This is a genomic window from Burkholderia sp. ABCPW 11 (assembly GCF_001523445.1).
Lineage (GTDB): Bacteria > Pseudomonadota > Gammaproteobacteria > Burkholderiales > Burkholderiaceae > Burkholderia.
Genome location: NZ_LOVM01000007.1, coordinates 11,258 through 25,744, shown reverse-complemented (window position 1 = coordinate 25,744; position 14,487 = coordinate 11,258). Strand labels below are relative to the sequence as shown.

Sequence of the window (14,487 nt, the reverse complement as noted above, 5' to 3'; positions counted from 1 at the left end):
CGCCCGAGCCGCCGGCGGTTATGCCGCGGCGGAAGCGCGCGGGCGTTCGACGATCTGGTTGTCCCGGCCCTGCACCAGCGGCGTCAACACGAAGTTGAACTCGATGTCCTGGTACGCATCGGCTTTCATGCCGAGCGCCGTGCCGCCGGCCCTGGCGACCACGGGCGGAATCAGCTCCTCGCGCGTCGCATACGCGAAGTCGTCCCAGATCAGCGGATCGCCGTCGATGTTGAACTGCGTCGTCAGCTTGCGGTGACCGGGACCGTCGACGAAGAAGTGCACGTGCGCCGGGCGGTTGCCGTGGCGGCCGAGACGGTCGAGCAGTTGCTGCGTCGCGCCTTGCGGCGGGCAGCCGTAGCCGACCGGCATCAGCGTGCGGAATTCGTATTTGCCGTCCGCACCCGTCCTCACCGCGCCGCGCAGGTTGAAATCGCTCTGCGCACCCGTCGGGTCGAAGTGCGAGTAGAAGCCATGCGAGTTCGCGTGCCAGCACTCGACGAGCGCGCCGGCCACCGGCTTGCCGTCGAGGCCCGTGACCGTGCCGTGGATCACGAGCGGGCCTGCGCCGTCGTCGGCATCGAGGTCGATCTTCGCGACGCCTTCGCGCACCGGTGCGCCGGCCACGTACAGCGGCCCTTCGATCGTGCGCGGCGTGCCGCCGTGCAGCCCGATCGCTTCATCCTCGGCGTCCATCCGGATGTCGAGATATTTCTCGAGACCGAGGCCTGCCGCGAGCAGCGCTGCTTCGCCATCCTGACCAAGCTTGTTCAGATAGTTCACGCCGGCCCAGACTTCGTCCGGCGTGATGTCGAGATCGTCGATCGCCTTGAACAGGTCGCCGAGCAGGCGCAGCACGATCTGCTGCGTGCGCGCGTCGCCCTTCGTGCCGTTCGCGCCCGCGTTCGACGCGGCCTTCAGCAGGTCCTGCACTTCCCGGGTATCGAAAACTTTGACGCTCATGATGCTGTCTCCACGTGTATTTGGGGGAATGACGGTCTTTGCCTGACCCGATTACCGCACGACTTTCGTCAGCCCGTCGCGGGTGAAGCGCCTGACCTTGTCCTCGTCGAGCGCGATGCCGAGACCGGGGCCGTCCGGCACGGTCAGTTCGAAGTCGCTGTAATCCAGCGGCTGCGTCAGGATTTCTTCAGTGATCAGCAGCGGCCCGAACAGCTCGGTGCCCCACTGCAGGTTCGCGACACTCGCGAACAGGTGCGCGGACGCCACCGTGCCGAACGCACCTTCGAGCATCGTGCCGCCGTACAGCTCGATGCCGGCCGCGTCCGCGATCGTGGCCACGCGCTGCGCGGCGAACAGGCCGCCGCTCTGTTCGATCTTGATCGCGAACACGTCCGCGCCGTGATGCTTCGCGATCTCGAATGCGCTGTCGGGGCCTTGCAGGATTTCATCGGCCATCAGCGCAACGGGGAAGCGGCGCATCAGGCGCGCCAGCGCCGCGGCGGAAGCCACCGGCTGCTCGACCAGCTCGCAGCCCGCATCGGCGAGCGCCGGAATCGCGCGGGCGGCCTGCGTTTCGCTCCACGCCATGTTCACGTCGACGCGCACCGACGCGCGATCGCCGAGCGCCTTCTTGATCTCGGCGACGTGGCGGATATCCGTTTCCGGCGCTTTCGCGCCGATCTTCAGCTTGAATACGTTGTGGCGGCGCAGGTCGAGCATCCGTTCTGCTTCGGCGATGTCGGTGGCCGTGTCGCCCGACGCGAGCGTCCACGCGACCGGCAGGCGATCGCGGCGACGGCCGCCGAGCAGTTCGCTGACCGGCACGCCGAGCCGCTTGCCGTGCGCGTCGAGCAGCGCGGTTTCGAGCGCGCTCTTCGCGAAGTGGTTGACCTTCGCGAGCTTGCCGACGAACGCCATCAGCGTCTGGACGCGCGTGGCGTCCTTGCCGACGATCGCCGGTGCGAGGTACGCGTCGATCGCGAGCTTCATCGCTTCCGGGCTTTCCGGGCCGTAGGCCATCCCGGCGATCGTCGTGCCTTCGCCGATACCGATCGCGCCGTCGCTGCAGAACACCTTCACGAGCATCAGCGTCTGGCCGTGCATCGTGGCCACCGACAGCTTGTGTGGACGGATCGTCGGCAGATCGACGAGGCGGGTTTCGATGCGTTCGATGGTGGCGGAGGACATGGGGCACGCTGCGTGGGGGGAGTTCATGGGACGGATTTATACGCGGCGGGGAAATGGAGCGTCCAATACTTTTGGTCGGGATTTTTGATACCTGATGGGTATGGAAATCGCGGTCAACATGCGGAATATTGCGTTGCACCATACCTGATCTGGCTAGGTATGCGGGCTGGAAGGCTTGCTGGAGCGGGGTTGCGGGGGGTGGGATATCGCTTGGGTGAGAGCGCGATGCAGCTGCTTTCTGCAGCGGGAAAACCGGCCGAAATCGGCGGCCGGCCTGGGTCGATCAGGGTTTTCCTGATGGGAAAACGGTGGTGCGGGACGCGCCGGCGTTCGGTTTTGGTTTCCCCGAACGACAGGAAGGAAGTGGATAAGCGGTTATCGATCTTCGTCGTCGATGCTTATCGTTCATCAGAAATCGACGGCAGCTATTGGCCAGTTTCAGTCACTCGACTCCGGTGCTTAGATAGTCGACAATCGTGTGAAAGCGTATCGCGTCCCGCGACTGAATCAGGTGAGTACATGCAATCAAAGCTTCCTATGGCTGATGCCGTGCCACGTGGTATCAACAAGGCAAAAATTCAATCCCAAGTGCGCAACAAGTTTGCAGGGGCGCTGGCCAATGACACGAAATGGAACGAGCTAATTTCTTTCATGCGCGGTCTGGACGGGTGGCGACCTTCCTACCGTTCAAAGTGGGTCAATGGCCATGTATCCGCATATGATGTCGAGTGGTTCTACCACCTGCCGTTTCCATTCGTGGGAGTTGAGTGGATTGATATCGGATTGCGTGAGCAGGCTTTGGTCAGGCACGAGACGATCGATCACTCAGTGCTTATCTTGAGTAAGCTCACAGAAATTGGCTTGGAGTTTGAGGCGAGATGTGGCGTTGCCAGAGTCTGGGGCTATGCCCCGAAGTCTTATGAAGATTTTCCGCCAGAAGCATCGCTCTGACCAACAGGGACGGAGGAGAGTCTGCCAGTTCAAGTTGGTCGATAGATTGCCTAGACCGTCGACAATCCTGGGAGGCAAATGCACAACCCCTGATCGACGCACCTGAAAACACTGCGTTCAACGAATACGAGCCGCTTATGCTGATTTGGGCACCAACACGGAAATCCCTTGATGGCCGAGGGGAAAGCCAGGGCACGACCGCGAAAGTCGCGATTGAAGAACTCGACGGCGGAGTCTTTCTACTGATGCGGTACGAATCCCTGGACGCGCCATTTCCGACCTCTGATCATTTATATATGTCAATCGACGAGGCATACGACGAATGTGATTGCGTCTATGGCATCGGTCGCGATGATTGGCATCAAAAGTGACTGCATCCGGGACGTCGGGCATCGTCCTGGGACTCAGTACGACCAGGAGCTGCCACCAAACCGGCCGCTGATACGCGGCGCCGAGATCTCTTTTCTACTGGGATTTGAAGATTCCAATTCCTTTGCTCGGGCGTTCCACGCATGGACAGGAAAAACGCCGCAAAAGGCACGAACGGAAATGGGCGCGATCATCGGAGAGCCGAATACGGGGGTGGCTGGGGAGTAGAGAATTCCAACGACTCGTCGGGATTCGATCTGGGCCAGCCATCGGCCAAGAGCTGTCCTTTACTCTGGCAGGTTGATGTCCAATTTGATCACGTTCGCGAGCATTCGCCCCGCGAGCGCTACTTCAGGTCTCAGCAATGGATTCAAAAGGGCTGATCCATCGTCTTAACATGTCTCCCTCGCCGTCATGAGTACGGCATTTGCGACTCGATCTGGCCTGTGCCATATTGCGACTCATGCACGTAAACACTGTCCTACGCGACTATTTTTTGGAATTCGGCGAAGACGTCCATGTCGATGCCAATAAGCCACTGTTGCGTGCGAGCGAGGTCGCCAAATACCTGTACCTCATTCAGTCCGGTGCAGTGCGTCTCTGTGTGCGCAATGCCGAAGGTGCGGAAACTACAGTTCAGTTCTTCTTCGAAGATGACATGGTTTGCTCGCTGGAAAGCATGCTGAGCGGTTGCCCTAGCGGACTTGAACTGATCACTATGGAAGCATGCCAGTTGCGTGTGCTGCATCGGGATACGGTGCTGACCAAGTTTCAGTCCCATGCGACCATGCCGTCCGAACTGCTGGCGCTCACGCAACAGCGACTCGTCGAGTACATCAATCTTTACACGACCGCCATCGCCCAAACGCCGACACAGCGCTACCAGACCATGCTGGTATCCCAGCCGGACAAGCTCGCACGGATTCCGCTGCACATTCTGGCGGGCTATCTGGGCGTGACCCCGGTGCATTTGAGCCGCATTCGGCGAAGACTGAAATCCGGCCCGGGATCACAGGCGTTCTGAACATTTGTAAATGACAGCATTGCATCGACCGCGCACCATCGGCCCATCACGACTTTCGTTGGGCCTCATCGAGCGTATCTCCCTGACGGAAGTAGAGCGACGGTATAACGACTCCCACATATTCCGGAGAACCTTCGATGGCGATTGATGCGTCTGTTGTACTGCAATTGGGCGGCGCGGCACTTTTAATCTGGGCACTGGTTGGGCTGGCCCGCTGGCTTTGGCTCTATCTTTGGCTACCACAGCGGTTGAATGGAGAGCACCTGGCCGAGCGTTTTGGCCCCGGAAGCTGGGCGCTCATCACCGCGGCCAGCGATGGACTGGGCAAAGCCTTCGCACAGGATCTGGCGCGCCACGGCTTCAACCTGATTCTGGTATCGCGCACGCAGTCCAAACTCGACCGATTAAAAGAGGAAATGCAGGCGCTGGGCGTTCAAGTTCGCACTGTGGCAGCAGACCTGTCGAACACCGCCCCGCAAACCTACGAATCCCTGGTCGCTGTTGCCCAGGATGTTGATTTGTCGGTGCTCATCAATTGCGTGGGCACCACGGTGCATCGGCGCTATGGCGATGTACCGCCCAAGACCCTGCGCCATTTGCTGGCCGTAAATGTCAGCACAACGGCCATCGTGACATACACGCTGCTTCCGCTCCTGTTGCGCCATGCCGCGTCCACCGGACGGCGTGCGGCGCTGTTGAACGTGGGCTCCATCGTCGGCCGATTTTACTGGCCTGGCACTCAGCTCTATGGGGCATGCAAGGCATTTATCGACCACCTGAGCATTCCACTGGCCTATGAGTATCGCGATCAGTTGGATGTGCTGTCCTTCCAGCCCACCGTAATGGCCACGGCCATGGCTGCAGGCACCGAACCAGCGGCCATCACCATCCCTCCACAACAGGCCGCACATGCTGCGCTGTCACAACTGGGGCACGCGCTGACGTCCCATGGCCACTGGCGCCATGGCCTAATGGCTGCGTTCTTGGCGGTCTTGCCACGCGGGATCCGCAATGCACTTCTCTTAAAACAGGCACTGGCAATGGGGGAGGTCGAGTTGGCGAGAAATGAGTAAGCGACGGAATCAGAAAGACTGCTCTGACGTCCAAAGAAGGGGCAGTAAGTTCCACCTCAATGGTTCGCTTGTAGGCAGGACGACCGAAGTTGGCAGTAAAGCAAGCATTCGCCGGAGTCGGGTGTGTGGCTGCAATGGGTCGGCAACCGCCGCGCCGAAGAAGCATGAAGCGCATACGTCTGGCTCGGCGCAGCTGCGCGCCGAGCCTTCAGACGCGGAATAGGTCGTACCGCACAACGATATCTGCGTGTTATCCGACAGCATGCGGCAAAAACTCCACAGCAACTGTTCAGTTTCCGCACACATAATCGCAAACACCTCCCAATCCACGCGCCCTCCGCGCGTGGGAAGAAACCCGGATAGCCCCGCCACTCCACCCCCGCCTACCCTCCCGCGCATGCCGGCCAGCACCCAAGCAAACCCCCCGCCCCGGCCGATCCGAATTCCACAGGAGCGCACATGGATAGCAACACCCCCGCCCTATTCGACCCCGACGTCTGGCGCGGCAAGACCTTCACCGGCCGCTGGCACGCGAGCCCGCACGCGGCCGACGTGATCGAACCGGCGACCGGCAACACGCTTGGCCGCATCGGTCTCGCCGACGGCGCGGCCATCGCCGAAGCATCGGCCACCGCCCACCGCACCCAACCCGCATGGTTCGCCTTGCCCTACGACGAGCGCGCGGCGGTCCTGCGCCGCGCGGCGGCCGTCGCGCAAACGCACTTCGACGCAATCGTCGACTGGCTCGTACGCGAAAGCGGCTCGACGCGCGCGAAGGCGGCGTTCGAAACGTCGGTCACGATCAAGGCGCTCCACGAAGCAGCCGGCCTGCCATCGCGCGCGGCCGGCGAAGTGCTGCCGTCCGCAGCCGGCCGGCTGTCGCTCGCGCGCCGCCGCCCGCGCGGCGTGGTCGGCGTGATCTCGCCGTTCAACTTCCCGCTGTACCTTGCGATGCGTGCGGTGGCACCCGCGCTCGCACTCGGCAACGCGGTCGTGCTGAAGCCCGATCCGCGCACCGCCGTATGCGGCGGCGTATCGATCGCGCGCGTGTTCGAGCTCGCCGGCTTGCCCGAAGGCGTGCTGCACGTGCTGCCCGGCGACGGCGCGGCCGGCGCGGCGCTGGTCGCCGATCCGCACGTCGCGATGATCCAGTTCACCGGCTCCACCGCGGCCGGGCGCAAGGTCGGCGAAGCGGCGGGCCGCCACTTGAAGAAGGTGTCGCTCGAACTCGGCGGCAAGAACTCGCTGATCGTGCTCGACGATGCCGATCTCGACCGCGCGATCGCCAACACCGCATGGGGCGCGTACCTGCATCAAGGCCAGATCTGCATGGCGACCGGCCGCGTGCTCGTGCAGCGCGCGATTCACGACCGCTTCGTCGCGAAGCTCGTCGAGAAGGCGCGCAGCCTGCGCGTCGGCGACCCGGCCGCCGGCGACGTCGGCCTCGGCCCGCTGATCAACGCCGCGCAACGCGACCATGCCGCGAACCTGGTCGACGCGGCGCGCCGCGCGGGCGCACGCGTGGAGACGGGCGGCGGCCATCGCGGCATGTTCTTCGAGCCGACCGTGCTGAGCGGCGTCGCGCCGGGCAATCCGGCTTTCGACGAGGAGATTTTCGGGCCGGTGGCAGTCGTCGTGCCGTTCGATACCGACGAAGACGCGATCGCGCTCGCGAACCGGACCGAATACGGGCTGTCGATGGCGATCCTGTCGGCCGACGTCGGCCGCGCGCTACGCATCGGCGAGCGCTTGAACACCGGGCTGCTGCACATCAACGACCAGACGGTCAACGACGAGGCGATCAACCCGTTCGGCGGCGTCGGCGCGTCGGGCAATGGCTCGAGCATCGGCGGTGCGGCAAACTGGGAAGAATTCACGCAGTGGCAGTGGCTGACGATCAAGGGCGAAGCGCCGCTCTATCCGATTTGACGAGGAGACCGACCATGTACACCGAACACGATACACGCGCCGTCACCGCGGCCGTCGCGCGCGCCGCCGGCGCGCCCTTCTCGATCGAAGCGGCACGGATCCGCGCGCCGCGCGGCGACGAGGTGCTGGTGCGCGTCGTCGCGACCGGCTTGTGCCATACCGACTTGATCGTGCGCGACCAGTACTATCCGGTGCCGCTGCCGGCCGTGCTCGGTCACGAAGGCGCCGGCGTGGTCGAGGCGGTGGGCCCGAACGTGAAGACGCTCGCCGCGGGCGATCACGTCGTGCTGACCTACGGCGCGTGCGGCCACTGCACGTCGTGCGTCGGCGGTCACGGCGCGTATTGCCGGCAGTTCTTCGCGCTGAATTTCGGCGGCGCCGACGCCGACGGGCAGACCGCGATCCGGGACGAAGCGGGGCAACCGCTGCACGATCATTTCTTCGCGCAGTCGTCGTTCGCGAGCTACGCGCTCGCGCGCGAGAACAACGCGATCAAGGTGCCGAAGGAAGCGCCGCTCGAGCTGCTCGGCCCGCTCGGCTGCGGGATCCAGACCGGCGCCGGCGCGGTGATCCATTCGCTCGCGGTGCGCCCGGGCAGCAGCTTCGCGAGCTTCGGCGCGGGCGCGGTCGGCATGAGCGCCGTGATGGCCGCGCGCATCGCGGGCGCGACGACGATCATCGCCGTCGACATCGTGCCGTCGCGGCTCGCGCTGGCGCTCGAACTCGGCGCGACGCACGCGATCGACAGCCAGGAAGTCGACGTCGTCGACGCGATCCGCGAGATCACCGGCGGCGGCGCCGACTTCGCGCTCGAATCGACCGGGCTGCCGGCCGTGCTGTCGCAAGGGATCGAAGCGCTCGGCTCGCGCGGCACGATGGGCGTGGTCGGTGCGCCGAAGCTCGGCACGAAGGCCGAATTCGACGTGAACAGCCTGCTGCTCGGCGGCCACACGATCCGCGGCATCGTCGAAGGCGACAGCGTGCCGCAGACGTTCATCCCGCAGCTCGTGCAACTGCACCTGCAAGGGCGGTTTCCGTTCGACCGGCTGGTGAAGTTCTATCCGCTCGACCAGATCAACCAGGCGGCGGCGGACAGCAGCGACGGGAGCACGCTCAAGCCGATCCTGCGCTTGCCGCACTAGTTGGGGGCACCGCCGGCCGGCCGCCGACGCCAGTCGGCGCCATGCGGCGGGCGCCGTTGCCGGGAACGAAAATACCCGGCTTCGGGCACCGGGCTATATTACGCATTCGCGCGACACGCCGGGCCGGCAACACCGGCCCGGACATCGACCCAACTGGAGCGCAGCGTGAAGCCAGCCCCCGAATCCCTTTCACGGCCGGTCGACCTCGACCGGCTCCGCGCCCGCTTCGCCGCGGGCGAGCCGCTGCCGGAAACGGCCTTGCCGGCCAGCGTCGCGCGCTCGTGGCTGCGTTCGCGCGACGCCGGGCTGCGGCCGTGGCAAGCCGCCCGCTATGAAATGCAGCGCGAACTCGACGAATCGCGCGCGGACCGGCGGCTGATCCGCTGCGTCGCGCAGGAAATCGAACCGCTGTGGGCCGCATTCGGCGGCAGCGAATGGACGATCATGTGCGTCAATCCGCACGGCACGATCGTCCATGCGCGGCGCAGCCCGCAATGCGACGACGCGCTGCTCACGCCGATCGTCGCCGGACGCCGAATCGTCGAACCGAACATCGGCACGACCGCCCCGAGCTGCGTGATCCACGACGGCGCCGAAACCGTCGTCGCGGGCGCGCAGCACTATCTCGACGCGTTTTCGCGGGTGTTCTGTCTCGCGGTGCCGCTGGTCGGCTTCGACGGCGAAGTGATCGGCGCGCTGGACATCACCGGCGTCGGCCGGCGCAACGTCGCGCAGTTGCGCGAGTCGTTCCGGCACGCGTCGCTGTCCGCCGAGCAGCGGCTCTATGCGATGCTGCGCGACTGCCATCTGCTGCAGGTTCAGCATGACGCGCGCTGGCTCGGCACGCCGCTCGCCGGCGTCGTCGCGCTCGACGCAGCGGGCCGCGTGCGCGCGGTGAGCCGGCTGGCGCGCCGCATGCTCGATCTCGCGCCGGAAGGGCCGCTCGGGCCGTACGATCTCCGGCAACTGTTTCCCGGCGCGACGCCCGCGCAGCAGCGTCGCTTGCTGACGCCATCGCGCACGCCGCAGCGGATCGCGCGCGACGACGGTAGCCACGTATGGGTGCGCACCGTGCGTGCGCCGCTCGATCGCGCGACGCCCGCGCGTCAGGCCGATGTGCTCGAAGAAGCCGCCGACGTATGCAACGCGGCGCCGGCCGCCAGTCCGCAGGCGAGCCTGCACGAACAGTCGCTCGATGCGATCCGCCGGGCGCTCGACGAGCACGACGGCAACGTGTCGGCGGCCGCGCGGCAACTCGGCATTTCACGCACGACGCTGTACGCGAAACTTCGGCAGCTCGATGCGGCGGGGATCCGGCACGACGGGCCGCATCGACGATTCGGGACGAAGCCCTAAGCCGCTGCCCGCCGCTCATGCAGCCGCAACGCGAGCCACGCGATTCCGGCCGCGAAGATCGCGACCACGCCGCCGAAGGTGCCGATCCACGGCAGCCCGAAGTCGCCCGCGATATGGTTGCCGAGCAGCGCGCCGGCGCCGATGCCGACGTTGTACAGCCCGGAATAGATCGATACGGCCAGATCGGTCGCCTCCGGCGCCAGCTTCAGCACCCACGCCTGCATCGCCAGCCCGAAACAGACGATCGCGCCGCCCCACGCCAGCGTGTGCACGGACAGCGTGACGACGTTCAGCGCGCACGGGAACAGGATCAGCAGGCAGCCCGACAGCGCGACGATCGACGCCAGCAGGAAATCGTCGGGCCGGTGCGGATAGAGGCGATTGAAGCAGACCGCGGCCGGCAGGCCGGCGACGCCGAACAGGATCAGCACGTACGTGATCCGGCTGCTGCTCGCATGGTTGACGCTCTGCACGAACGGTTCGATGTACGTGTACGACGTGAAGTGCGCGGACACGACGAGCACGGTGATCGCGTACAGCGCGACCAGCGCCGGCTTGCGCAGGAACACCCCGATGCTGCTCAGCGAGCCTGCGCCCTGGCTCGGCAGCAACGGCAACGTGGCGCGCAGCAGCAGCAATGCGACGCCCGCCGCGCCCGCGATGATCAGGAACGTGACGCGCCAGCCGAACGCCTCGCCGATCACGCGGCCGAGCGGAATCCCGGCCACCATCGCGATCGCCGAGCCCATCGCGAGCAGGCTGAGCGCACGGCTTTTGCGGTCGCTCGGCGCGAGCCGCACGGCGAGCGGGACCGAAATCGACCAGAACACCGCATGCGCGCACGCGATGCCGAGCCGGCCGATCATCAGCACCGTGAAATTCCACGCGACGCCGGTCACGACGTGGCTGCCGACGAACACCAGCAGCGCGACGCTCAACAGCTTGCGGCGCTCGACGTGACGCGTGACGAACGTCAGCGGCAGCGATACGACGGCAACGGCCCATGCGTAGATCGTCAGCATCAGGCCGACTGCGGTCGGCTGCATCTGCAGGCTGTCGCCGATCGCGCTCAGCAGCGCGACGGGCACGAATTCGGTGGTATTGAAGATGAAAGCGGCGAGTGCCAGGGCCAGAACGCCCCACCACGATTGTTCGGAACTGACGGCGTCGGGGGTTGCCATACGGGAATTCGGCGAAAGTTGGGCGCGCGGGCGGCCCGCCTGGCGCATCGGCGCGATTGTACCAGCGCCGTTCGACACGCTGCCGCGGGCGCGGCGCGTGCGACGCGGGACATGGCGGTGACACGGCCGCGCGCCGATAATGTAACGAACCGTGTTTTGCCGACGATTTGCCCGAACGCTACCGGGCCAGGAGATTCGCATGCGTATTGAAACGTCATTTCTGTTCGATCTCGACGGCACGCTCGTCGACAGCGTCTATCAGCACGTACTCGCGTGGAAAGAAGCGCTCGACGCCGAAGGCATCGAGCTGTCGGTGTGGCGCATTCACCGCAAGATCGGGATGAGCGGCGGCCTGTTCCTGAATCAGTTGCTGCGCGAGACGGCCGGCGACATCGACGCGGCGCGCGTCGAGCGGCTCGCGCGGCTGCATGCGGCCGCGTACCAGCGGCTGCGCGCGCAGGTCCGGCCGCTGCCGGGCGCGCGCGAGCTGCTGGCCGCGCTGTCGAATGCGGGCATCCGCTGGGCGATCGCGACCAGCGGGCGGATGGAAACCGCGGCGATCAATCTCGAGGCGCTCGGCGTCGATCCGGCGAAGAACGTGGTCGTCACGCGCGATCAGGTGAAGTATGCGAAGCCGGACCCGGACCTGTTCCTGACCGCCGCCGCGAAGCTGAACGTGCCGATCGAGCATACGGTAGTGGTCGGCGACAGCATCTGGGACATGCTCGCCGCCGCCCGCTGCCGCGCGCTCGGCGTCGGCCTGCTGTCGGGCGGGTATGGCAGCGACGAACTGGAACGCGCCGGTGCGCTGCGCGTGTACGACGATCCGGCGGACCTGCTGTGGCACCTCGACGAGGTGGCGGCGCGGCCCTGAGCGCCGGGCGACCTGTTGACGTCGGCAACCGGCCCACACGAGGGTCGGTGCGACAAGCGCATGCAAGTTTCCGACAGCTTACGTGGGCGACAAGCTCGACGTGAAGGCGCGGCCTGCCTGAATCGGCAGGCCGCGCGCATCGTCGTTACTGCTTCACCGGAGCGGCGATGCCGTCGATGTCCGGCGCCCAGCCCGTGGGGTTCGAGAATCGCAGGGTGTTCGCACTGCCCTGCTGGAACGTGCCGGTCACCGTCAGCGTCGATACGTTCCCCCAGCCGCCCGTCGACGGGAACGATATCGTGACCGGCGGCGCACCGTCGAAGCTGATCAGTGCGTTACGCGGCGCCCCATCGCCATTCGCATAGCTGATCGAAACACTATACGTCCCGCTCGCCGCCACGCTGATGCCGTTGATCGTCAGCGTGCCGTTGCTGGTTCCGTCGCCGTTGCCGATGTAGCCGACGTCCTGGCCGCCCGAGCAGCCGTTGCAGGACGCAACGCGCGCCGCACCACCGAGCGTGTTGGCGGGCGCCTCGGCTTCGTACGCCAGCGGAGGCGGGGGCGGCAGTTTCACAGGCCCGGCCACCACGGCAACGGACGCGATCTCGGGCGCCGGCGTGGCACCGTCCAGGCTCGACAGCGTCAACGTGTTCAGCCCCGACTTCAGCCCGACGTATACCGTCACGGTGCCGACAGACGCGCCGGCCGGCGGAAATGCCACCGTCGTCGGATTGCCGCCGTTCACGCCGAGCTGCGCTTTGGCGGTTTCCGGCCCGGCATTCAGGTAAGCGATCCGGACGAAGCCGCCGACCGTCGACGACGCGACGTTGTCGAACGTCACCGTGCCCAGCCCCGTGACCTTCCTGCCGCCCGCACAAGCGATGCAATTCGCATACGCGGCGCCCCCCGACAGCGTGCTCGGCAGGAACGTGGACGACGGCGCGTCCTTGCCGCGCAGCACCAGCATCACGGTGCCTCCTGCCGGAACGCTCGCGACCGTATAGGCGTCGGCGGCCGTGCCGAGATTCTTGTGCGCCCAGACATCGCGCACCGTGGCCCGGGTGCCCGCAGCCAGCCCCAGTTGCTTCCACGTCACCGTCATCGGGCTCGCCGCGGCGCCGTTGTTGAGCAGCAGGACCGCACGCCTTCCGCTGCCGGCCAGCAGCTTCGCCCAGATCTGCTGCCCGTTGGCGTCCGCGACCTTCAATCCCTGCAATCCCAGCGCATCCTGGTCGATCGCGATCAGTTCGGGGTTGGTGAGCAGGGTCACGCTGTCGCTCGAAAGCGGCTTCGACAGATCGTTGCCGAGGATCATCGGCGCGCCGGCGATCGCCCATAGATTCACGTGAGCGAGATCGTTCGCCGCCGTCATGCCCATGCCGGCAACCATCATGTCGGGATCGTTGTAGTAGCCGGTGTGCTGCCCTTCCGGATGATAGTTTCCGTTGAAGTTGCCCAGCACCGAGCTGAACTTCGGAACGCCGCTTCCGGGGCCGTAGATGTCTCCCGTCGTACGCCACGACGTGGCGATCCCCGCGCCCCAGGCCCACGGCCCCAACCCTGCATCGGGATAACCGCTCTTGCCCAACGTGCCCCAGTCGCACATGTTCAGCACCAGCAGCTTTCCGGTAGCGGCGTAGGCTTTCTGAATGGCCTGCGAAATGGCCGTATACGCTTGTTGCGGATCGTATCCGGCCGCGCTGCCGCCGCACCAGTCGACCTTGACGAAGTCGTAGCCCCATTGAGCGAACTGCAGGAAATCGTGATCGTAGTGCGCGTAATCGCTGCCGACGAAGTGCACGCCGTTCGTGCTGCCGCAGCCCTGCGGCCCGGAGTCGATATAGATGCCCGCCTTCAGCCCCTTGCCGTGAATGTAGTCGGCCATCGCCTTCATGCCGCCCGGCCACTGGTTGGTGGGATTGCCGTTCATGTCGACGTTGATGATGAAGTTGCCGTTCGCGTCGCGCTTTCGGGAAGTCCACCAGCCTTCGTCGATATTCACATACTGGTATTTGTTGCCCGACGCAATGCTTTCGTTCAGCTTGGCCAACCCGTCCGCTTGCGCCTTGATCGTATCGAAACTGACATCTTCCGCGAGGCTGTTCCATGACGACCAGCCCATCGGCGGAGGATTCACGGCGATCTGCTTTCGCGCGGCCGGTGCCGCGTCCATCGTCGTGCCACCGTCGGACGTCGCGGCCGTCTCGATACCGCCGGCTCCGGTAGCCGCCATCGCGACGCTGCTACTGACGGAGGCGGGGCTCGTATCGTCACCGCCGCACCCGGATATCACGCCGGCCGCCAGCAGCATGCCGACCGTCAATATTCCTAACTTATTTTTCAAATTCATCTGCGTCTCCAGATTATTTGAGTGGCGCGTACCCGTGTGTGCGGCACGCGTTCGCAGATTAGTGAGTTCCTTGGCGTTTATTCAATCTTT

General features: G+C 65.3%; 12 protein-coding genes. 8 read left to right on the top strand and 4 right to left on the bottom strand.

Features of this window, described 5'->3' with window-relative positions:
• Positions 1 to 18 precede the first annotated feature (18 nt).
• Both catA and WS61_RS03765 read right to left on the bottom strand, forming a co-directional pair.
• A complete protein-coding gene (gene catA, locus WS61_RS03770; RefSeq protein WP_059499296.1) occupies positions 19 to 960 on the bottom strand; it encodes a catechol 1,2-dioxygenase in 942 nt (313 codons plus the stop codon).
• A gap of 51 nt (positions 961 to 1,011) precedes the next feature.
• The gene (locus WS61_RS03765) at positions 1,012 to 2,148 is read right to left on the bottom strand and encodes a muconate/chloromuconate family cycloisomerase (RefSeq protein ID WP_059499295.1); all 1,137 of its coding nucleotides are present in this window, start codon (positions 2,146 to 2,148) and stop codon (positions 1,012 to 1,014) included.
• Positions 2,149 to 2,373: 225 nt separating this feature from the next.
• Between WS61_RS03765 and WS61_RS35540 the strand changes: the two genes are divergently transcribed.
• From WS61_RS35540 to WS61_RS03740, 7 genes are all read left to right on the top strand, one after another.
• Positions 2,374 to 3,099 carry a DUF6678 family protein gene (locus WS61_RS35540; RefSeq protein WP_257126859.1) on the top strand — a complete coding sequence of 242 codons (726 nt, stop codon included), beginning with the start codon at positions 2,374 to 2,376 and terminating at the stop codon, positions 3,097 to 3,099.
• 137 nt (positions 3,100 to 3,236) lie between these two features.
• Entirely contained in the window at positions 3,237 to 3,470 is a 234-nt protein-coding gene (locus tag WS61_RS35140) for a hypothetical protein (protein ID WP_179949652.1), read from the top strand.
• A gap of 425 nt (positions 3,471 to 3,895) precedes the next feature.
• Positions 3,896 to 4,492 carry a Crp/Fnr family transcriptional regulator gene (locus WS61_RS03760; protein WP_257126858.1) on the top strand — a complete coding sequence of 199 codons (597 nt, stop codon included), beginning with the start codon at positions 3,896 to 3,898 and terminating at the stop codon, positions 4,490 to 4,492.
• Between the two features lie 137 nt (positions 4,493 to 4,629).
• Positions 4,630 to 5,565 (top strand): SDR family oxidoreductase, encoded by a 936-nt coding sequence (locus WS61_RS03755; protein WP_059499294.1) that lies wholly within the window; start codon positions 4,630 to 4,632, stop codon positions 5,563 to 5,565.
• Between the two features lie 459 nt (positions 5,566 to 6,024).
• A complete protein-coding gene (locus tag WS61_RS03750; RefSeq protein WP_059499293.1) occupies positions 6,025 to 7,494 on the top strand; it encodes a benzaldehyde dehydrogenase in 1,470 nt (489 codons plus the stop codon).
• Between the two features lie 14 nt (positions 7,495 to 7,508).
• Positions 7,509 to 8,636 (top strand): NAD(P)-dependent alcohol dehydrogenase, encoded by a 1,128-nt coding sequence (locus WS61_RS03745; protein WP_059499292.1) that lies wholly within the window; start codon positions 7,509 to 7,511, stop codon positions 8,634 to 8,636.
• A 165-nt stretch (positions 8,637 to 8,801) separates the two neighbouring features.
• Positions 8,802 to 9,992 (top strand): helix-turn-helix domain-containing protein, encoded by a 1,191-nt coding sequence (locus WS61_RS03740; RefSeq protein WP_257126857.1) that lies wholly within the window; start codon positions 8,802 to 8,804, stop codon positions 9,990 to 9,992.
• On the opposite strand, the gene WS61_RS03735 is transcribed toward WS61_RS03740, so the two are convergent.
• Positions 9,989 to 11,173, bottom strand: a complete 1,185-nt coding sequence (locus WS61_RS03735) for a sugar transporter (protein WP_059499291.1) — start codon at positions 11,171 to 11,173, stop codon at positions 9,989 to 9,991. The two genes, WS61_RS03740 and WS61_RS03735, sit on opposite strands and share 4 nt — an antisense overlap.
• Positions 11,174 to 11,372: 199 nt before the next feature.
• Between WS61_RS03735 and WS61_RS03730 the strand changes: the two genes are divergently transcribed.
• A complete protein-coding gene (locus WS61_RS03730) occupies positions 11,373 to 12,047 on the top strand; it encodes an HAD family hydrolase (protein WP_034209221.1) in 675 nt (224 codons plus the stop codon).
• Between the two features lie 145 nt (positions 12,048 to 12,192).
• On the opposite strand, the gene WS61_RS03725 is transcribed toward WS61_RS03730, so the two are convergent.
• The gene (locus WS61_RS03725; protein ID WP_257126856.1) at positions 12,193 to 14,397 is read right to left on the bottom strand and encodes an alpha-galactosidase; all 2,205 of its coding nucleotides are present in this window, start codon (positions 14,395 to 14,397) and stop codon (positions 12,193 to 12,195) included.
• Between the last annotated feature and the right edge of the window lie 90 nt (positions 14,398 to 14,487).